18 protein-coding genes are annotated in these 20,303 nt (G+C 59.4%); all 18 read left to right on the top strand.

The window, feature by feature from the left end:
- The first annotated feature begins 5 nt into the window (after positions 1–5).
- Positions 6–743 (top strand): cephalosporin hydroxylase family protein, encoded by a 738-nt coding sequence (locus tag LAB08_RS23105; protein ID WP_096509544.1) that lies wholly within the window; start codon positions 6–8, stop codon positions 741–743.
- A 50-nt stretch (positions 744–793) separates the two neighbouring features.
- Positions 794–3,727, top strand: coding sequence for a TIGR00180 family glycosyltransferase (locus tag LAB08_RS23100; RefSeq protein WP_096509545.1), 2,934 nt, complete (start codon positions 794–796; stop codon positions 3,725–3,727).
- Between the two features lie 30 nt (positions 3,728–3,757).
- Positions 3,758–4,759 (top strand): UDP-N-acetylglucosamine 4,6-dehydratase (inverting), encoded by a 1,002-nt coding sequence (gene pseB, locus LAB08_RS23095; protein ID WP_096509546.1) that lies wholly within the window; start codon positions 3,758–3,760, stop codon positions 4,757–4,759.
- A complete protein-coding gene (gene pseC, locus LAB08_RS23090; RefSeq protein ID WP_096509547.1) occupies positions 4,756–5,919 on the top strand; it encodes a UDP-4-amino-4,6-dideoxy-N-acetyl-beta-L-altrosamine transaminase in 1,164 nt (387 codons plus the stop codon). The genes pseB and pseC overlap by 4 nt, the downstream gene beginning before the upstream one ends.
- Before the next feature lie 6 nt (positions 5,920–5,925).
- On the top strand, positions 5,926–6,621 hold the full coding sequence (gene pseF, locus LAB08_RS23085) for a pseudaminic acid cytidylyltransferase (RefSeq protein WP_096509548.1): 696 nt from the start codon (positions 5,926–5,928) through the stop codon (positions 6,619–6,621).
- Positions 6,618–8,120, top strand: coding sequence for a UDP-2,4-diacetamido-2,4,6-trideoxy-beta-L-altropyranose hydrolase (gene pseG / locus LAB08_RS23080; protein ID WP_096509549.1), 1,503 nt, complete (start codon positions 6,618–6,620; stop codon positions 8,118–8,120). The genes pseF and pseG overlap by 4 nt, the downstream gene beginning before the upstream one ends.
- On the top strand, positions 8,117–9,169 hold the full coding sequence (gene pseI / locus LAB08_RS23075; protein WP_096509550.1) for a pseudaminic acid synthase: 1,053 nt from the start codon (positions 8,117–8,119) through the stop codon (positions 9,167–9,169). The genes pseG and pseI overlap by 4 nt, the downstream gene beginning before the upstream one ends.
- 229 nt (positions 9,170–9,398) lie before the next feature.
- On the top strand, positions 9,399–10,325 hold the full coding sequence (locus LAB08_RS23070) for a ketoacyl-ACP synthase III (RefSeq protein WP_096509551.1): 927 nt from the start codon (positions 9,399–9,401) through the stop codon (positions 10,323–10,325).
- A 97-nt stretch (positions 10,326–10,422) separates the two neighbouring features.
- Positions 10,423–11,715 (top strand): motility associated factor glycosyltransferase family protein, encoded by a 1,293-nt coding sequence (locus tag LAB08_RS23065; RefSeq protein ID WP_096509552.1) that lies wholly within the window; start codon positions 10,423–10,425, stop codon positions 11,713–11,715.
- Entirely contained in the window at positions 11,712–11,981 is a 270-nt protein-coding gene (locus LAB08_RS23060; protein WP_096509553.1) for a hypothetical protein, read from the top strand. Before LAB08_RS23065 ends, LAB08_RS23060 begins: the two co-directional genes overlap by 4 nt.
- A 253-nt stretch (positions 11,982–12,234) precedes the next feature.
- The gene (locus tag LAB08_RS23055) at positions 12,235–13,086 is read left to right on the top strand and encodes a flagellin domain-containing protein (protein WP_096509554.1); all 852 of its coding nucleotides are present in this window, start codon (positions 12,235–12,237) and stop codon (positions 13,084–13,086) included.
- A gap of 73 nt (positions 13,087–13,159) precedes the next feature.
- Entirely contained in the window at positions 13,160–13,528 is a 369-nt protein-coding gene (locus LAB08_RS23050) for a flagellar protein FlaG (RefSeq protein WP_096509555.1), read from the top strand.
- An 82-nt stretch (positions 13,529–13,610) separates the two neighbouring features.
- Positions 13,611–15,029 carry a flagellar filament capping protein FliD gene (gene fliD / locus LAB08_RS23045; protein ID WP_096509556.1) on the top strand — a complete coding sequence of 473 codons (1,419 nt, stop codon included), beginning with the start codon at positions 13,611–13,613 and terminating at the stop codon, positions 15,027–15,029.
- A gap of 129 nt (positions 15,030–15,158) precedes the next feature.
- A complete protein-coding gene (gene fliS / locus LAB08_RS23040) occupies positions 15,159–15,554 on the top strand; it encodes a flagellar export chaperone FliS (protein ID WP_096509557.1) in 396 nt (131 codons plus the stop codon).
- A 10-nt stretch (positions 15,555–15,564) separates the two neighbouring features.
- Complete coding sequence (gene fliT, locus LAB08_RS23035) at positions 15,565–15,861, top strand: flagellar protein FliT (protein WP_096509558.1); 297 nt, start codon at positions 15,565–15,567, stop codon at positions 15,859–15,861.
- 174 nt (positions 15,862–16,035) lie between these two features.
- Positions 16,036–17,511, top strand: coding sequence for a sigma-54 dependent transcriptional regulator (locus LAB08_RS23030; RefSeq protein WP_077045767.1), 1,476 nt, complete (start codon positions 16,036–16,038; stop codon positions 17,509–17,511).
- A gap of 128 nt (positions 17,512–17,639) precedes the next feature.
- Entirely contained in the window at positions 17,640–18,833 is a 1,194-nt protein-coding gene (locus tag LAB08_RS23025; RefSeq protein WP_172901660.1) for a sensor histidine kinase, read from the top strand.
- Positions 18,834–18,838: 5 nt separating this feature from the next.
- A complete protein-coding gene (locus LAB08_RS23020) occupies positions 18,839–20,218 on the top strand; it encodes a sigma-54-dependent transcriptional regulator (protein WP_096509560.1) in 1,380 nt (459 codons plus the stop codon).
- Positions 20,219–20,303 lie beyond the last annotated feature (85 nt).

Below are 20,303 nucleotides of genomic sequence, written 5' to 3'. Positions count from 1 at the left end.
CTAAAATGACCGACAACACCATCAATAAAGCCTTCGAAGCCGAGTGCCAGGCAGAAATCGCCCGTCAGGGCGACGACCAGAAACTCGTGGGTCTGGCCAAGGATTTCTTCAACGAATCGGCCAAACACAAATACAGCTACCACTTCTCGTGGATGGGGCGGCCGATCATTCAGTTGCCGCAAGACATGATGGCGATGCAGGAAATCATCTGGCAGGTCAAACCGGACCTGGTGATTGAATGCGGCATCGCCCATGGCGGCTCGATCATCTACTACGCCTCCCTGTTGGAGCTGCAAGGTCACGGCGAAGTACTGGGTATTGACCTGGACATCCGTGCACACAACCGCGAAGCCATCGAAAGCCACCCGATGAGCAAGCGCATCAAGATGATCGAAGGCTCGAGCATCGACCCTGCCATTGCCGCCCAGGTACGCGCCGCCGCCGAAGGCAAGAAAGTCATCCTGGTACTCGACTCCAACCACACCCACGACCACGTGCTCGAAGAGTTGCGCCTCTACGCACCCCTGGTTTCGGTGGACAGCTACTGCGTGGTGATGGACACCGTGGTTGAAGACATGCCGGCCGACTTCTTTCCGGACCGTCCATGGGGCCCGGGCGATAACCCGAAGACGGCGGTGTGGAAGTACCTGGAGGAAAACAAGGACTTCGAAATCGACCAGCAAATGCAAAACAAGCTGCTGATCTCCGTGGCGCCGGACGGCTACCTGCGTCGCGTTCGTTAATCAAAAACAGTTCAGGTTCCTGGCGATTGGCCGGTTGTGGGGATAGACAGATGCAAGTGCAAAACAGTACTCAAAACAATGTCGCGCCGCTGGACGAGCGGTTGACGGTGGTGGTGATTTCCCACAACCGGAACGCGTTCCTGCGACGTACCTTGCAGTACTACAGCAACTATCCCTGCACGGTGCTGGTGCTGGACTCCTCGGTCGAAGGCGACGAGCACATGGCCGAGGACTTCCCGTCGGTCGACTATCGCCATTTGCCGCAGTACACCTACAAGGGCTTCCAGGACAAAATCACCTACGGCGTCAATCAGGTCACCACGCCCTATATGGTGTTTGCCGCCGATGACGATTTCCTGCTGCACGGCGCATTGACCGAGTCGCTGGAATTTCTCGAAGCCAACCCGGATTACGGCCTGTGTCATGGCTACGGGATGATGTACCTGGCACGCGCCACGGAAGTGAATTACTACCGTCGCGACAAGCGCGTCCAGGAAGACTACAACGCGCAGCAGCCTGAGGTTCGGCTCATGGAATTCATGGGCCAGTTCCTGCCGCCGTTCTATGCGGTGACTCGCACCGATCTGCTGCAACAGTGGTACAGCCTGTTACCGGCCGGCACCAGTTTCGAGTGGCAGGAAATTGGCCATACGTACTTCCTGCTGGCTTGTGCCAAGGCGCGGGTGCTACCGATTCCTTTTGCCGTGCGCGAGATCAACTATGGCGCCTCGGAACACAACACCAACGTCTTGACCGTGCTGACCTACAAGGACGCGAAATCGGTTGCCGAGCGTGACCAGTTTGCCGAGTTCCTGGCGTCCTTGCCGACGCAACTGGGCGATCAGGATCCGGCCCGGGTCAAACAGATTGCGCTGGACAGTTTTGCCGCCATGGCCGAATGCCTGCTCGAAGGCCGCTCGCTCAAAGGCAATATGATTTTCCGATCAGTGTGGACCGAGCCGGGGCGTGAGCCCGTTCGTACGTTCGGGCCCGAGCAGTTCGTCGAAATGCCGTTCTACAACAAGCCGATGTTCGACCTGCTGACCGAGTTCGAATTTTTGCTGCACGCCATGCCCGCCGGTCGTTTGCAGCTCCAGGAGCTGGAAGGCATCCTGCTTCGCCAGACCGAGCTGATGCGGGTCCAGCCCAATGACAATGAACGCACGCTACGTGCCCGTCTGTGGGAGGCCTACGGACTCAACCGGTTCAACCGTTCGGTGGTCAAGGGTCTTGCCCAATCATTGATGGGGACCGAAGAAGAGGCCGAAGGGATCAAGCTGCAGGCCTGGGCCGAGCGTCTGGATTCGTTGCCAAGGCAGGACGAGCGCGCGCTGTTCAAGAAGATGCCGTCCGGCCGCCTGCTCGACTGGCTCGACGCACGCAATCCCGAAGCCGGGCAGTTACCGGCGATTGCCAGCCACCTGGCCGCGCACGATGGCGGGCCGCAGTTCGGTATCTTGCTGCTGGACCTGGAAGCGGACATGTTCAAGTTGCAGGCGACGTTCGACAGCCTGGTCAATGGTCATTGCCGGGCCTTCAAGGTCATGGTCTTCACCACGGGCGAGTTGCCGGCCTCCACGTCGGTGCGCGACACCGTGCACTTTGTCAAAGTCAGCACCACCAACTATGTAGAGCGCATCAACCAGGTGGTGAATCAGTCGAGCGCCGACTGGATCCTGCTGGCTGAGGCCGGTGATCAACTGACCCCCAGCGGCTTGCTGCGTGCCAGCCTTGAATTGCTCGGGGCAGAAGGTATCCGCGCAGTGGCCATGGACGAAATCCAGCGCAAGGCCAATGGTGCCCTGACGGATGTATTCCGTCCGGGGGTGAACCTCGATTTGCTGCAAACCGTCCCGTCCTTGATGGCGCGGCACTGGTTGATCAAGCGTGATGTGCTGGTTCAAGCCAAAGGTTACTCGCCAGAGTTCCCTACCGCGCTGGAGTTCGACCTTTTGCTGCGTTTGATTGAAGACGGTGGCCTGAACGGTCTGGCGCACCTGGCCGAGCCATTGCTGATAGCCAATGCGCCGGTCGAAGAGGAGAACAGCGAGGAGCGCCGGGTGCTCACGCGCCATCTGGCGAACCGTGGCTACCGCGGTCAAGTCAGCTCGACGTTGCCGCAGACCTGGCAAATCGATTACCAGCACGCCGAGCGTCCGCAGGTCTCGATCATCCTGCACAGCCAGGACAATCTGGAGCCTCTGCAACGGGCCCTGGTCAGCGTGCTGCAACGCACCCGATACCAGCGTCATGAAGTATTGATCGCCGACAACCACAGCCAGTCACCTGAGCTGCTGGCCTGGTTGAGCAGCCTGGAAGGCAAGGGCGAGCGTATTCGTATCTTGCGCAGCGGTCAGCGCCTCAGCACTTCGGCGCTGCACAACCTGGCGGTCAACGAAGCCAAGGGTGAATACCTGGTGCTGCTGTCGGCCGAGGCCGAAGTGTTCAACGCCAACTGGCTCGACGCCCTGCTTAACCAGGCGCAGCGTCCGGAGGTCGGTATCGTCGGCGCCAAACTGATGGATATTCGTGGTGTGACGACCCAGGCCGGTTTGATTCTGGGTCTCAATGGCCTGGTGGGCTCGGCTTTTGTCGGCGAACGCAAAGACGCCAAGGGCTATCTGTTCGGCCATCAGGTGGAGCAGAACTATTCGGCGGTGTCCGGTGCCTGCCTGATGATCCGCAAGGATGTGTACCAGGCCGTAGGTGGTCTGGACGAAGAACATTTCGACGAGGCGTTTGCCGATATCGACCTGTGCCTGAAAGTCGCCGACGCCGGCTACCTGACCGTGTGGTGCCCGCAAGCCCAGTTGCTCCACCCGGGACTGTTGCCTGATGAACCTCAATTGGCCGCAGCCCTGCGTGATAAATGGCAGGCACGCTTTGTACAGGATGCCGCCTACAACCAGAACCTGGCCCTGACCGGCAAGGGCTTTACCCTTCGCGAAGCTTCCAGTGTGAACTGGGCGCAGTTGCTCGCTTAAGCCTGGCTGACAGGTAATAGGACTCAAGGCATGTTCAACGGTAAATCCATTTTCATCAGCGGCGGCACCGGCTCGTTCGGCCGTAACTTCATCCGCCGTTTGCTGGAGCAATACCAGCCCAAGCGCGTGGTGGTGTTCTCCCGCGATGAGCTCAAACAGTACGAGATGCAGCAGACGTTCAATGCACCGTGCATGCGTTACTTCCTGGGTGACGTGCGCGACGCCGAGCGTTTGCGCCAGGCCATGCGGGGCATCGATTATGTGGTGCACGCCGCTGCGCTCAAGCAAGTGCCGGCGGCAGAGTACAACCCGACCGAGTGCATTCGCACCAACGTCAATGGCGCGGAAAACATCATCGCCGCCGCCATCGACAACGGCGTGAAGAAAGTCGTGGCACTGTCCACCGACAAGGCCGCCAGCCCGATCAATCTGTACGGCGCGACCAAGCTGCTTTCGGACAAACTGTTCGTCGCCGCCAACAACATTGCCGGTGAACAGCAAACCCGGTTTTCCGTGGTTCGCTACGGCAACGTCGCCGGCTCGCGGGGTTCAGTGGTGCCGTTCTTCAGCCATTTGATTGCGCAGGGCGCGAAAGAGTTGCCGATCACCGATGAGCGCATGACCCGCTTCTGGATCACCCTGGACCACGGTGTGCAGTTCGTGCTCGACAGCTTCGCCCGCATGCACGGTGGCGAAGTGTTCGTGCCAAAGATCCCGTCGATTCGCATTGTCGATCTGGCCCTGGGCATGGCCGAGCATCTGCCGCATAAACACGTTGGCATTCGTCCGGGAGAAAAGCTCCACGAACTGATGGTGCCGCTGGATGACGCGCGCATGACCCTGGAGTTCGCCGATCACTACACGATTCAGCCGTCGATCCGTTTCACCAGCGTCGACGTGGATTTTGCCGTGGACAAGCTGGGCGAGCGGGGCCGACCTGTCGGCGAAGACTTCGAGTATCGCTCCGATACCAATCCGAAGTTTCTCTCGGTCGGCCAGATCGCCGAGCTGCATGCGGGGCTGTCGGCATGATTCCCTACGGTCGGCAAAGCCTCGATCAGGCAGACATCGATGCGGTGGTTGCCGTGTTGCAGTCCGACTGGTTGACCCAGGGGCCGACCATCGAGCGTTTCGAACAGGCGATGGCCGAACGTTGCGAGGCGGATTTTGCCGTGGCGGTGTGCAACGCCACGGCGGCGCTGCACATTGCTTGTCTGGCCGCCGGACTGGGGCCGGGCGACCGTTTGTGGACCACGCCGAACACCTTTCTGGCCTCGGCCAACTGCGGTCGTTACTGCGGTGCCGACGTGGATTTTGTCGACATCGATCCACTCACCTGGAACCTCGACGCCAATGCACTGGCGTTGAAGCTGGAGCAGTCCGAGCGCGACGGGACCTTGCCCAAAGTGCTGGTGGCCGTGGCGTTCTCGGGGCAGAGCTGCGACATGCGCCGCATTGCCGAACTGGCCGAGCGCTATGGTTTTACCGTGATTGAAGACGCGTCCCACGCCGTCGGTGCGTCCTATGCCGGGCGGCCGGTGGGTTGTGGCGAATTCGCGGCGATGACCGTGTTCAGTTTCCATCCGGTGAAGATCATCACCAGTGCCGAAGGCGGCATGGTGTTGACCAATCGGCCGGAGCTGGCCGAGCGTCTGCAACGTCTGCGCAGCCACGGCATGACCCGCGATTCGCAGCAAATGACCGAGGCCAGCCACGGCCCGTGGTACTACCAGCAGGTGGAATTGGGTTTCAATTACCGCATCACCGACCTGCAAGCGGCCCTTGGCTTGTCGCAATTGAGCAAGCTTGAGGGCTTCATCGAGCGTCGTCGCGAACTGGCGGCGCGTTACGACCGGTTGCTGGCGGATCTGCCATTGACCCTTCCCGGCCCTCAGTCCGAAGCCGAATCGGCGTGGCATCTGTATGTCGTGCGGTTGCATCTGGATGCCATCAACTTGAGTCATCGCCAGGTATTCGAAGGCTTGCGGGCGGCCGGCGTCGGGGTGAACCTGCACTATATTCCGGTGCATCTACAGCCGTACTATCGCGAGCAGGGTTTTGCCGAGGGTGATTTCCCACAGGCCGAGCGTTATTACGCGCAGGCCATCAGCCTGCCGCTGTTTCCGTTGCTGAGCGATGAACAACAGGACCACGTGGTCGAGCACCTGCGTCGGCTGGTCCTTGAGGAGTAAAGAGTCTTGAGCTGCGTTGCGATTATTCCGGCCCGGGGCGGTAGCAAACGAATTCCGCGCAAAAACCTCAAACCGTTCGACGGCGTGCCGATGATCGTCCGTTCGATCCGCACAGCGCTGGAGTCGGCGCTGTTCGACCGGGTGATCGTCAGCACTGACGACGCCGAGATCGCCGAGGTGGCGCGGGCCCACGGTGCCGAGGTGCCCTTTATGCGGCCGGCGTCGTTGTCCGATGATTTCACCGGTACGGCGGCGGTGATCGCCCATGCCTTGCAGCAGCTCGAGACGTTCGATTTTGCCTGTTGCCTCTACGCCACCGCGCCACTGTTGCAGGCGCGTTATCTGCGTCAGGGGTATGAGTTGCTGATGCAGCATCCGGACAAGTCATTCGCGTTTTCCGTGGCCGGGTTCGGATTCCCGGTGCAACGTGCCCTGACCCTCGACGCGCAAGGCGCCTTGACCGCGCTCTACCCGGAGTTTCGCAACACCCGTTCCCAGGATCTGTGCGAGGCGTATCAGGACGCCGGGCAGTTCTATTGGGGGCGCAGCGAAGCCTGGTTGCGCGGCGACGCGTTGTTTTCACCCGCGAGCCTGCCGGTGATTCTGCCGCGTCACCTGGTGCAAGACATCGACACCGCAGAAGACTGGACGCGCGCCGAATACCTGTATGACGCGCTCAAAAGAGGCGGTGAACTGCAATGAGAGTGCTGATTCGCTCCGATGCCTCGCCGACCATTGGCAGCGGCCACATCGCCCGCTGTTTGCCACTGGCCAGAGCCTTGCGCAAACACGGGGCTCATGTGGCTTTCGCCTGTCGCCGGTTACCGGGGCATCGGCTGGACAGTCTGGCAGCCGAAGGCTTTGAAACCTTCGCGCTACCCGATCGCTACCCTGATGAAGACCCGCAACAGGCCATCGAATCCTTACTGCCCTGGCAGGCGGACATCGAGGCATTGGCTCATCTGCTGGAAAATCATGCGGCGTTCGACTGGATACTGGTCGATCACTATGGCCTCGACCATCACTGGCAAACGGCTGCGCGCCGCCTGGCGCCTCGCATCGCTGCGGTGGATGATCTCGCGACCCGTCGGTACGACGTCGATCTGTTGCTCAATCAGAACCTGTCAGGCACGCCACAGGCCTATGGCTCGTTGTTGCCATCGGGTTGCCGGACGCTGTTGGGCCCACGCTTTGCCATGCTGCGCGATGAGTTTCGCTGCCCAGCCATCGAGATCAAGCCCCGGGTCAGGCGGGTACTGGTCAATTTCGGCGGGTTCGATGTGGCGATGCAGACCCACCACGCGATGTTGGCAATGGCTGATTTCCATGAGCTGGAGGTCGATTTCGTCGCCGGTGCCGACAATCCGGCCTGGGAACAGATGCAGGTGTTGGCGGCCGACCGTCCCAACTGGCGCCTGCACAGTTTTGTCAGCGACTTCTACACGCTGATGACCGAAGCGGATTTGTTTATCGGTGCCGGTGGTGGAACCAGTTGGGAGAGGGCGGCCATGGGGCTGCCGACGATCTGCATTGCGGTGTCGAACAACCAGCAGGCCAACGGTGAGGTGATGGGCGCTTGCGGGGCCCATGTGTTCCTCGGAGCGCGCGAGTACGTCAGCGTCGAGCAGTTGCGTCAGGCCGTCGCTTTTATCGCGGGCAATCAGGGGCTTCGCCAGAGCCTGGCCGATCGTTCACGGCAACTGGTTGATGGCCGTGGTGCGCAACGTGTGGCTGCGGCGCTGGTCGGGGCGGTTTTGCAACTGCGCCCGGCAAAGCTTGAGGATGCACAACTGTTGTTTGACGGGCGCAATGCAGAGGCGGTGCGGCATTCATCACTGGACTCAGGCGTCATTGACTGGCCGGCGCACCAAACCTGGCTGGCCGCGAGTTTGAAAAATGACCAGCGCCTGTTGCTGATCGCCGAAGCCGATGACGGCCCGATCGGTGTGTTGCGCTATGACATTGATGGTCATGAAGCCAAGGTTTCGATTTATCTGTTCGAAGGCCGTTTCGGGCTGGGCTGGGGCCGCGCACTGCTGTCACGGGGCGAAGACTTTGTCACCGCCCGCTGGCCGCAACTGGACACCCTTGCCGCCGAGATTCTGCCGACCAACCAGCCGTCGCTGAAGACCTTTCGCGAAGCCGGTTTCACCCAGAGTGTTTGCGCGTTCACGCGCGTATTGAAGGATCACCGCCCATGACCAGTTTCAAGATCGGCAACCGCTTGATCGGTGCTGACGCGCCGCCGTTCATCATTGCCGAGATGAGTGGCAACCATAATCAGTCCCTGGAGGTGGCGTTGCAGATCGTCGAAGCTGCGGCCAAGGCCGGCGCGCATGCGTTGAAGCTGCAGACCTATACCGCCGAGACCATGACGCTGGACCTGTGCGAAGGCGAATTCTTCATCAAGGATCCAGACAGCCTTTGGTCGGGTACTTCGTTGTACGCGCTGTACGAAAAGGCCTACACGCCATGGGAATGGCACGCTCCGATTTTCGCCCGCGCCAAGGCGTTGGGCATGGTGGCGTTCTCCACGCCATTCGATGACAGCGCGGTGGATTTCCTCGAGAGCCTGGACGTGCCGGCGTACAAAATCGCCAGTTTTGAAAACACTGACTTGCCCTTGATTCGCCGGGTCGCTGCGACCGGTAAACCCTTGATTATCTCCACTGGCATGGCCAGCATCGCCGAACTCGACGAAACCGTGCGTGCCGCCCGTGAGGCCGGGTGCAAGGATCTGGTGTTGCTCAAATGCACCAGCACTTACCCGGCAACGCCGGCCAACAGCAATGTGCGCACGATTCCACATCTGCGCGATTTGTTTGGCTGTCAGGTGGGGCTGTCCGACCACTCCATGGGCGTCGGGGTGTCGGTGGCGGCGGTAGCGTTGGGGGCGACGGTGGTCGAGAAGCATTTCACCCTCGACCGTTCAGCCGGCGGTGTGGATGCCAGTTTCTCGCTGGAACCTGAGCAAATGGCCAGCCTGGTGATTGAAACCGAGCGAGCCTGGCAGGCCATGGGGCAGGTGCAGTACGGCGCTACCGAAGCCGAACGCAAGTCCCTGGTATTTCGCCGTTCGCTGTACGTCACACGGGACATGGCAGCCGGCGAGCCCTTCACCCCGGAGAACCTGCGTGCTATCCGTCCAGGCCTGGGATTGGCCCCCAAGCACGCGCAAACCCTTCTGGGACGCCGCGCCCGCCACGCCATCAAGCGTGGCACGCCGCTGGATTGGCCCCTTGTCGAATAACCCCATTCGGGGTTGATTCGGCAAAATAGAGTGACCTGCGAGTCATAACGGGCATCTTCACTGTATTGTATTGCTCGGGAAGGTGGCGCCTGGTGCCTGTTTGGCCCAGTGATGGCCTTTTATTCTTCCCGTTGTCGCTGCCTTGGGGGCGACGCTTTTCTCTGTTTGTCGGCGCCCCTCGATTCCTTGCGAGCGGTGGTATTGGGCTGTTTATTATTGGGAAGCCGTAATGATTGGCATAAAAAGCATTGCGAGCTACGTTCCTGTAGCCGGCGTGGACAATTACGCACAAGGTGCAAAATTCGAAAAGGATGAAGAGTTCATCCTGGGCAAGATCGGTTCGGCCTTCCTGCCGCGCAAGGACGCCGGGCAGGAAACCTCGGACCTGTGTGTCGAAGCAGTCAACGCGCTGTTCGCCAACAATCCCGATTTGAAACGTGAATCCATCGACGCGCTGATCGTCGTCACCCAGAACGGCGACGAAGAAGGCCTGCCGCACACCGCGGCCATCGTTCAGGACAAACTGGGCCTGCCAACGACCGTGGCGGCGTTCGATATTTCCCTGGGCTGCTCCGGCTACGTCTATGGCATTTACGCGCTCAAAGGCTTCATGGAGGCCGCAGGCCTGAAAAATGGCTTGCTGATCACCGCCGATCCCTACTCCAAGATCGTCGACCCGGAAGATCGCAACACCACCATGCTGTTTGGCGATGCCGCCACGGTGACCTGGATGGGCGAACAGCCTGTGTGGGAACTGGGCAAGGCCAAGTTCGGCACCGACGGTTCCGGTGCGCCGCACCTGAAAGTCACGGACGGGGTGTTCTACATGAACGGCCGTCAGGTTTTCAACTTCGCGCTGCTTAAAGTCCCGGCGCACTTGCACCAATTGCTCGACGATTCGGGGCTGAACCCTGACGATATCGATGCCTTCTGCATTCACCAGGGCAGTGCGGCGATCGTCGATGCCGTGGCGCGCCGCTTCGAAGGCGACCCTGCCAAGTTTGTCAAAGACATGGTCGAGACGGGCAACACGGTGTCGTCGAGCATCCCGCTGCTGTTGGAGAAGCACGTGCTGGACTCCAATTGGAATCGCATTGCGATCAGTGGTTTCGGTGTCGGGTTGTCATGGGGTTCGGCGATCATCTATCGCCCCTGAGCCACTCGCATCCCGGTCATAAAAATCAGGCACAAAAAAAAGCGTTCAAGGTGTACCTTGAGCGCTATTTTTTTGCCCCAATGAAAAGCGAGGCCCCATGAGCGAGTTCTTTGAGCGCAACGCACAAGTCATACAGCGCCGCTGGCCGGCACTGTATGCGCGTTTGCTGATTGAAGACACGAATGCGTTGCAGGCTGATCTGGTAGAGGGCCTGGGCTCGACCCTGAGCATCAACGGGATCCAGCTGACCAGCCGTCATGACCGTACCCGTGAGGCCAGGCTTCAGGCCGACAGCCTGCCGGCCGACAGCCAGGTGCTGCACGTCTACGGCACCGGTTTGGGCGATCTGCCCATGGATTTGCTGCAGCGTACCGGGCTCGAGCGTTTATATGTGCACATCCTCAATGGCGCGGTGTTTTCGCTGGTGCTGCAACTGATCGATCAGCAGCCCTGGCTCAGTGATCCTCGGGTGGAACTGCTTTTTGCCGGGGATCTTCCCGAGATTCAGTTGCCCTATTTCGCCTTGCCATCAGAGCTGGTGCTGGCGGATGACTTCAATGCCAAGATTCGCGACCGGTTGATCAGCGAAACTCACCTGACCTTCAATAATCGTGAATTCGCCCCCCAGGCGCCGGAGATCGTCGAGCGTTTGCAGGCCAGCCTGAAACGACTACCGACCGATGGCGATGTGGCTGAACTGTTCGGTACGTGGCAAGGCCAGGACGTATTCGTCATCGCCACCGGGCCGAGCCTGGAGCTGCATTTCGAAGCATTACAGGCACTGCGCAATCAGGCGAAGCGACCTTTGTTTATCTGTGTCGATACCGCCTACCGACCGCTGCTTAACCACGGGATTCACCCCGACATCGTGGTCAGCATCGATCAGCGCATCTCGGCTCGGCATCTGCCGCCCGAAGGCACGTCGGATATCCGCCTGGTTTATATGCCCATGGTCGATCCGCAGGTAGTGGAGGCCTGGCAGGGCAAACGGTATGCCGCGTATTCCGCCAGCCCGATGTACCAGTCATTGCGTCACCAGTTGCCACGAGGCCAGCTCCATCATGGTGGCAGTGTCATCCATCCGGCAGTGGACCTGGCGGTGAAAATCGGCGCGGCGCACATTACCCTGTTCGGTGCCGACTTTGCCTTCCCCGGTGACAAGACCCATGCCGGTTGGGGCGACGGTGACCTCGGGCCGCAACTCGGTGCAGCCAGGCATTGGGTGCTCGATGGTCACGGGCAGCGAATCAAGACCCAGCTCAACTTCCGCAGTTACCTGTGCGAACTGGAGCGATATATCGCCGACCATCCTGGGGTGCATTTCTATAACAGCAGTCGGGCCGGGGCGATGATCGCCGGCACGTCGTTTCATCCGGAGCTGGCGGTATGAGTGCGGTAGAGTCCTTTGTCAGCGAGGCACAACGCTGCGCAGTGATGTTCCGTTTGGGGCGTGATGTGGAAGCCGGTCTGGTGATGATCGAGCTGGCCACTGCGATACAGGCATCCTTCGACGTTGCGCCTGAAGGCGTTCAGCGGCAGTGGCTGGCCGTGCTCGGTAGCCTGCTGGAATGTCAGGAAGCGCAAAACTGGTTGGCGCTGGCTGATTATCTGGAATATGAATTGGTCCAGTTGCTGACGGACAGTCTGTCCTTTTAAACAATTTCCCTTCTGCCGGCGCGGGCGAGCCCTCGCCAATCTGTCGCCGGCATTTCCATGACGTCATTTTTTTGCTGCTCGATTGCTGCCAAGCCCTTTATTTACGGGGGGTGGCAACGTGATGGCAGTTTTTTTTGAAAATCCCCTAAAGCAAGTTGCAAACCCGACGATAACTATTACGAAGGTTCTCTAGGCCATACCCGGCGGTTGCCAGGGCCGGAAGCCGCAGTACCCAACCAACGAGGAATTCGTCATGGCTTTAACCGTAAACACTAACGTTACATCGTTGAACGTACAGAAAAACCTGAACAAGGCTTCTGATGCTCTGTCGACTTCGATGACTCGCCTGTCTTCCGGCCTGAAAATCAACAGCTCCAAAGACGACGCCGCCGGCCTGCAAATCGCTACCCGTATGACTTCGCAGATCCGTGGTCAGACCATGGCGATCAAAAACGCCAACGACGGTATCTCGATCGCTCAGACCGCTGAAGGCGCGATGCAAGAGCAGACCAACATTCTGCAGCGTATGCGTGAACTGGCTGTTCAATCCCGAAACGACTCCAACGGTACCGACGACCGCGCTGCTCTGAACAAAGAGTTCGCAACCATGTCGGACGAGCTGACTCGTATCGCCAAGTCGACCAACCTGAACGGCAAGAACCTGATCGACGGCACTGCTGGCACCATGACCTTCCAGGTCGGTTCCAACACTGGCGCAACCAACCAGATCACCATCACTCTGGACAGCGGCTTCGATGCTGCCACCCTGAGCGTTGACTCCGGCGCCGTAGCCATCACCGGTAACGACAGCGCCACTGCAGAAGCCAGCAGCGCCGCTGCTATCGTCGCCATCGACGCTGCACTGAAAACCATCAACACCAGCCGTGCGGACCTGGGTGCTGCCCAAAACCGTCTGACCAGCACCATCTCCAACCTGCAGAACATCAACGAAAACGCCAGTGCTGCACTGGGTCGCGTACAAGATACCGACTTCGCTGCTGAAACTGCACAGCTGACCAAGCAACAAACTCTGCAACAAGCTTCCACCTCGATCCTGGCTCAAGCCAACCAACTGCCATCCGCTGTACTGAAACTGCTTCAGTAATAGCCGGGTTAGTTTTTGGCGGGGGAGTGCGCTTGTCGTGCTCTCTCGCTTTTTACTTTAAGAGGTGATGGACATGGATATGAGCGTCAAGCTGAACTTGTCTTATCCGGCGCCCCAGCAGGCGACGACAACTGTTGCTGATAAGCCTGCGCATAAGTCTCTGGCAGAGTCCGCACCCGTGGGTGCCGTCAAGGATGAAAGCAAGAGCGATCAGGCCGAGCAGGAAAAACTGAAGATGGCCGTTCAGGAAATCGAAAAGTTCGTGCAATCGGTCAAGCGTAACCTGGAGTTCTCGATTGATGAGCCCTCCGGCAAAGTTGTAGTCAAAGTGATTGCCAGTGAATCCGGTGAGGTGATCCGCCAGATCCCCAACGAAGAAGTCCTGAAACTGGCCAATAGTTTGAATGATGCAAGCAGCCTGTTGTTCAGCGCGAAAGTCTGATCGCTGGCACGAATTTTGTTGCTATGTTCTTTTGGGCGTTGTAGTGGTCAAAAGACCGGCGAGACACTGAAGGGAGATCTACATGGCAAGTCCAATTTTACCGGGTCTGGGCTTAGGTTCCGGCCTCGATACCACCGCTATCGTCAAGGCACTGGTCGATTCTGATAAAGCGGCCAAGCAAGGTCAGATCACCCGTGGGACTTCGGCTAACACCGCAAGCATCTCCGGTATTGGCACCTTGAAATCCTTGATGGCTGCGTTCAACAAGTCCATGACTGATCTGGGCAGCACAACCAGCCCGCAGTTTCCAGGCTATGCCGCGACTTCCGCCGATGTGAAAATCCTGACGGCTACCGCCAGCAACACGGCCGTGGGCGGCACCTACAATGTTAACGTCGGCAATCTCGCCACTTCGTCCAAAGTGGCCAGCGCTGCTTTTGTCGGTGGTGCGAGCAGCGCGATTAACGCGGGCACGCTGACCATCAGTCAGAGCGGCAAAAACTACAACGTCAGTGTTGGCAGCGGTGCGACACTGCAATCGGTCCGTGACTCGATCAACGCTGACAGTTCGCTCAAGCTCGCGGGCGTCAGTGCCAACATCGTCACCGACTCCTTTGGTTCGCGCCTGGTGCTGGGATCGACCAATACCGGGGCAGGCTCGGATATTTCCGTTAGCGGCATTGCAGAGCTGGCCATCGATGGAAGTAACGTCATCGGCACCAGCGGTTCTCCGATGTCCCTCACGTCCGCCGGCACCATCGGCGCACTGGCTGTCGATGCCAACTTCACCATTGACGGCATGGCGTTGACCAGCAAGACCAATTCGGTCGACAAGGCGGTTTCCGGCTTGACGCTGAACCTGACGGCGACCGGTTCGACGACGGTTTCCGTGGCAAGCAACAACGATGGCCTGAAGGCTTCGATCCAGAAATTCGTTGATTCCTACAATGCCATCGTCAATGGCATCACGAAGTTGACCACGCCTTCGGTCGATGCCAATGGCAATCCGGTTTCGGCGGCGTTGACGGGGGATGCGCTGGGTCGCTCGATTCTGTCCACCATTCGCGGACCTCTGTCGGAAACCGGTGCTGGCGACAAGCTCACGGTGCTCGCGCAGTTGGGGATCACCACCAACCAGAAGACCGGTGCACTGGATTTCGACAGCACCAAATTCAACGTCGCGATGAATGACAAGAAACTGGGCGGTGAGGTCCAGGAGATGTTCACGGGCACTAACGGTCTGCTGTCGCGCATGACCAAGGCGATCACCCCGTTCACTCAAACCGGTGGCATTCTTGATCAGCGCAGCACCAGTCTGAACAAGACAGCTTCCAAGCTGGCTGCCGATCAGGAGGCGCTCGATCGTCGTGTAGAAACGCTGACGGCCGTGCTGACCAAAAAGTACAACGACATGGACACCCTGGTCGGCAAGCTCAAGGCCACGGCCAGCAACATCACGTCGATGTTCGAAGCCATCACCGCGCAGCAGAAGAACAGCTGATCATCCGTTAGCGCCAAAAGCCCGGCAACGTTTTGAGCGTTCCGGGCTTTTTGCATATGCATCTAAAGTTTTTTGACGCGTCGTCGATACGCTGTTTATACGAACCAAAGCATTCAGATGAGGTACAACATGAATCCAATGTTAGCCCTTCGCCAATACCAGAAGATTGGCGCCCAGGCGCAGACTTCCGAAGCCAGCCCCCACCGTCTGGTGCAGATGCTGATGGAGGGTGGTCTGGATCGTATCGCTCAGGCCAAGGGTGCCATGGAGCGCAAGGATATCCCGAACAAAGGGATATTGATCGGCAAGGCCATCGGCATCATCGGTGGCCTGCGTGAGGGACTGGATCTGGAAAACCAGGCCGAATCGGTGGGTGAGCTGGATAACCTCTACACCTACATGATGAAGCGTTTGACCGAGGCCAACCTCAAGACAGATCCAGTGATCCTTGACGAAGTCGCCGATTTGCTTCGCACCGTCAAAGACGGTTGGGACGCTATTGCTACACCGGGTCCGCAGTTTTAAGGAGAACACCATGAGTCCTGTATTGCAGCGAATCGAACAAGCGCGCGCCGGCCTGGTCGATGCATTGGCCGAGCGAAACTGGGAAGCCATTGGTCAATTGGACCTGGATTGCCGTTCCTGCATGGAGGATGTCATGAGTGAGTCTTCGGTGAGCGAAGTCGAGTTGCGCGATAATCTTGAGGAATTGCTGGGGGTGTACAAGCAGCTTCTTGAAGCGGCGACAGGGGAGAGGCAGGCGATAGTCGATGAGATGTCGCAGATCTCCCAAGCACAGAAGGCTGCAAAGGTTTACCATCTGTTTGGTTAATTAATCCTCGGTTAATCCAAACATAGTGCGCCATAAATTTGACTGTGCACGGTTTTTTGACTTAACTAGTGGCTGGTTCCAGATTTCAGTCGTCTTCAGGCATGATCTTGCCTGCAAGCGTGTAGCTTGCCCCAGCATTTTGGGCATTGAGTTGACTAGGGAAGTTGCTATTGCATGTGGCGTGAAACCAAAATTCTGCTGATAGATGACGATAGCGTCCGCCGCCGCGACCTGGCGGTGATTTTAAATTTTCTCGGCGAAGAAAATTTGCCCTGCGGGAGCCACGATTGGCAGCAGGCTGTCGGCTCATTGTCATCTAGTCGCGAAGTAATCTGTGTCCTCATCGGGACGGTCAATGCTCCTGGGGCGCTTCTGGGCTTGCTAAAGACACTCTCGACATGGGATGAGTTCCTTCCGGTTTTGTTAATGGGCGATAATTCTTCCATTGACCTGCCGGAGGACCAGCGTCGCCGGGTGCTTTCGACCCTCGAAATGCCACCCAGCTACAGCAAGTTGCTCGACTCGCTGCACCGCGCCCAGGTCTACCGCGAGATGTATGACCAGGCCCGCGAGCGCGGTCGTCATCGCGAACCCAATCTTTTCCGCAGCCTCGTCGGCACCAGCCGGGCGATCCAGCACGTCCGCCAGATGATGCAGCAAGTCGCCGATACCGATGCCAGCGTGTTGATCCTGGGCGAGTCCGGGACCGGCAAGGAAGTGGTCGCGCGCAACCTGCATTACCATTCCAAGCGTCGTGAGGCACCGTTCGTGCCGGTCAATTGCGGGGCGATTCCGGCCGAGCTGCTGGAAAGCGAATTGTTCGGTCACGAGAAGGGCGCCTTCACCGGAGCGATCACCAGCCGTGCCGGGCGTTTCGAGCTGGCCAACGGCGGTACCCTGTTCCTCGATGAAATCGGCGACATGCCGCTGCCGATGCAGGTCAAGTTGCTGCGCGTGTTGCAGGAGCGCACCTTCGAACGCGTGGGCAGCAACAAGACCCAAAGCGTCGATGTACGCATCATTGCGGCGACCCACAAGAATCTCGAAAGCATGATCGAGATCGGCACGTTCCGCGAAGACCTGTACTACCGCCTGAATGTGTTCCCGATCGAGATGGCGCCGCTGCGCGAGCGTGTCGAAGACATTCCGTTGCTGATGAACGAGTTGATCTCGCGCATGGAGCACGAGAAGCGTGGTTCGATCCGCTTCAACTCCGCAGCCATCATGTCCCTGTGCCGTCATGGCTGGCCGGGCAACGTCCGCGAGCTGGCCAACCTGGTGGAACGCATGGCGATCATGCATCCGTACGGGGTGATCGGCGTGGTCGAACTGCCGAAGAAATTCCGTTACGTCGACGATGAAGATGAGCAAATGGTCGACAGCCTGCGCAGCGATCTCGAAGAGCGGGTGGCCATCAATGGTCATACCCCGGACTTCACCGCCAATGCCATGCTGCCGCCGGAAGGCCTGGACCTGAAGGACTACCTCGGCGGTCTGGAGCAGGGGCTGATTCAGCAGGCGCTGGATGATGCCAACGGTATCGTGGCGCGCGCTGCCGAACGGCTGCGTATCCGCCGCACTACGTTGGTGGAAAAGATGCGCAAGTACGGTATGAGCCGTCGTGACGGAGATGAACAGGCGGATGATTGACGCCTGTTTTTCAACCTCCTCATTTATAAGCAGTTTTTTTTAGGCACGGGTATTGCTACGTCCCTCGCAACGTTCCGTTTCACTGACGGTCAGCCAAGCGAGAGAGCACGATGCCCCAAGCCGCCCAGATGTCTCCTGCTCCAGATACCTTGGGGCAATCGTCGTCCGTAGAGCAGGCAAGCCGGCTTGGCCTCGAGCAGGCTTTCGCCCTGTTCAACCAGATGTCGAGCCAATTGACCAGTTCCTACAGCATGCTCGAAGCCCGGGTTACCGAGCTCAAGGGCGAGCTGGCCGTGGTCAGTGCTCAGCGCATGCAGGAGCTGGCGGAAAAAGAGCGCCTGGCCAACCGTCTGCAAAATCTGCTCGACCTGTTGCCTGGTGGCGTCATCGTCATCGACGCTCAGGGCATCGTGCGCGAAGCCAATCCGGCGGCCTCCGAACTGCTGGGTCTGCCGCTCGAAGGTGAGTTGTGGCGTCACGTCATTGCTCGCTGTTTTGCGCCTCGCGAAGACGACGGTCATGAAATCTCCCTCAAGGATAAGCGGCGCCTGTCGATTGCCACGCGTTCGCTGGATGCCGAACCGGGTCAGCTTGTGCTGTTGAATGACTTGACTGAAACCCGACACCTCCAGGATCAACTGGCCCGCCATGAGCGACTGTCGTCCCTGGGCCGGATGGTTGCTTCGCTGGCTCATCAGATTCGCACACCCTTGTCCGCCGCCTTGCTTTACGCCAGTCATTTGACCGAGCAGGCACTGCCCGTCGAGACCCAGCAACGTTTTGCCGGGCGCCTCAAGGAGCGCCTGCATGAGCTCGAGCATCAAGTGCGCGATATGTTGGTGTTCGCCCGCGGTGAGCTGCCATTGCCCGACCGCATAACCCCCAAGCAACTTATGCAAACGCTGCAGGCGTCGGCGCTGACCCATGTGCAGGCGTTACCGATCCGCTGGCAGTGCGACAGCCATGCCGGCGAGTTGCTGTGCAATCGCGACACCCTGGTCGGAGCCCTCCTCAATCTCATCGAAAACGCCATTCAAGCCAGCACCGGTGATGTGCGCTTGAAGGTTCATCTGTATGCCCGCGACAACCACCTGCGTGTGTGCATCAGCGACAGCGGCAGCGGTATCGACCGCGCCGTGCTGGCGCGTCTGGGCGAGCCGTTTTTCACCACCAAGGCCACCGGAACCGGCCTGGGGCTGACCGTGGTCAAGGCGGTTGCCCGTGCTCATCAGGGACAATTGCATTTGCGCTCGCGGCTCGGTCGCGGCACCTGTGCGCAGGTGATCCTGCCGTTGTTCAGTGGCGCTCAGGGAGCGGAGTGAAGGTCATGGGTATCAAGGTTCTACTGGTTGAGGATGACCGGGCTTTGCGCGAAGCACTGGCCGATACGCTGTTGCTCGCCGGCCACGATTACAAGGCTGTCGGTTCGGCGGAAGAGGCCTTGGTCGCGGTCGAAAGCGAGGCGTTCAATCTGGTGGTCAGCGACGTCAACATGCCGGGCATGGATGGTCATCAGTTGCTTGCCTTGTTGCGGGCGCGCCAGCCGCAACTGCCGGTGTTGCTGATGACGGCACACGGTGCGGTGGAGCGGGCGGTCGATGCGATGCGTCAGGGCGCGGCGGATTATCTGGTCAAGCCATTCGAACCCAGGGCCTTGCTCGATCTGGTCGCGCGCCATGCCCTGGGCAGCCTCGGCACCGCCGACAGCGAAGGGCCGGTAGCTTTTGAGCCGGCCAGTGCGCAACTGCTGGAATTGGCCGCGCGGGTGGCGCGCAGTGATTCCACGGTGTTGATCTCCGGCGAATCCGGGACGGGCAAAGAGGTGCTGGCGCGCTACATCCACCAGCACTCTCATCGCGCCAGCCAGCCGTTCATTGCGATCAACTGTGCGGCGATCCCGGACAACATGCTCGAAGCCACGCTGTTCGGTCACGAAAAAGGCTCGTTCACCGGCGCCATAGCAGCACAGGCCGGCAAGTTCGAGCAGGCCAATGGCGGGACCCTCCTGCTCGATGAAATTTCCGAAATGCCCCTCGGCCTGCAAGCCAAACTGCTGCGTGTACTGCAAGAACGCGAGGTCGAGCGGGTAGGGGCGCGCAAGCCGATCGCCCTGGACATTCGCGTGGTTGCGACCACCAACCGTGACCTGGCCGGTGAAGTGGCGGCGGGGCGTTTCCGTGAAGATCTTTACTATCGCCTGTCTGTATTTCCGTTGGCCTGGCGCCCGCTGCGCGAGCGCACTGCCGACATCCTGCCGCTGGCCGAGCGCCTGCTGGCCAAACACGCCAATAAAATGAAGCATGCCGCGGCACGGCTGTCGCCTGAGGCGCAGGCGTGCCTGATCGGTTATCCGTGGCCGGGGAATGTGCGCGAACTGGACAACGCGATTCAGCGCGCATTGATCCTGCAGCAGGGCGGTTTGATCCAGCCCCAGGACTTCTGTCTGTCCGGGCCGGTTGCCTGTGCGCCGTTGCCGACACTCGTGCCGGCGCGGGCCGTGGAGGTTGAAGCCGAGTCTGCCGGGGCTTTGGGCGATGATCTGCGTCGCCGCGAGTTCCAAATGATCATTGACACCCTGCGCATCGAGCGTGGCCGCCGCAAGGAGGCCGCGCAAAAGCTTGGCATCAGCCCAAGGACCTTGCGTTACAAGCTGGCGCAGATGCGCGACGCCGGAATGGACGTGGAAGCCTATCTGTTCGCCACCTGAAAGTTGACGCTGGTCAAACCACTGTGGGAGCGAGCCTGCCCGCGAAGAGGGAATGTCAGTCGACATTTGTGTGTCTGTCACACCG

The sequence above is a fragment of the Pseudomonas izuensis genome (assembly GCF_002356535.2).
Lineage (GTDB): Bacteria > Pseudomonadota > Gammaproteobacteria > Pseudomonadales > Pseudomonadaceae > Aquipseudomonas > Aquipseudomonas izuensis.
This window is presented reverse-complemented; position numbering and strand designations above follow the sequence as displayed.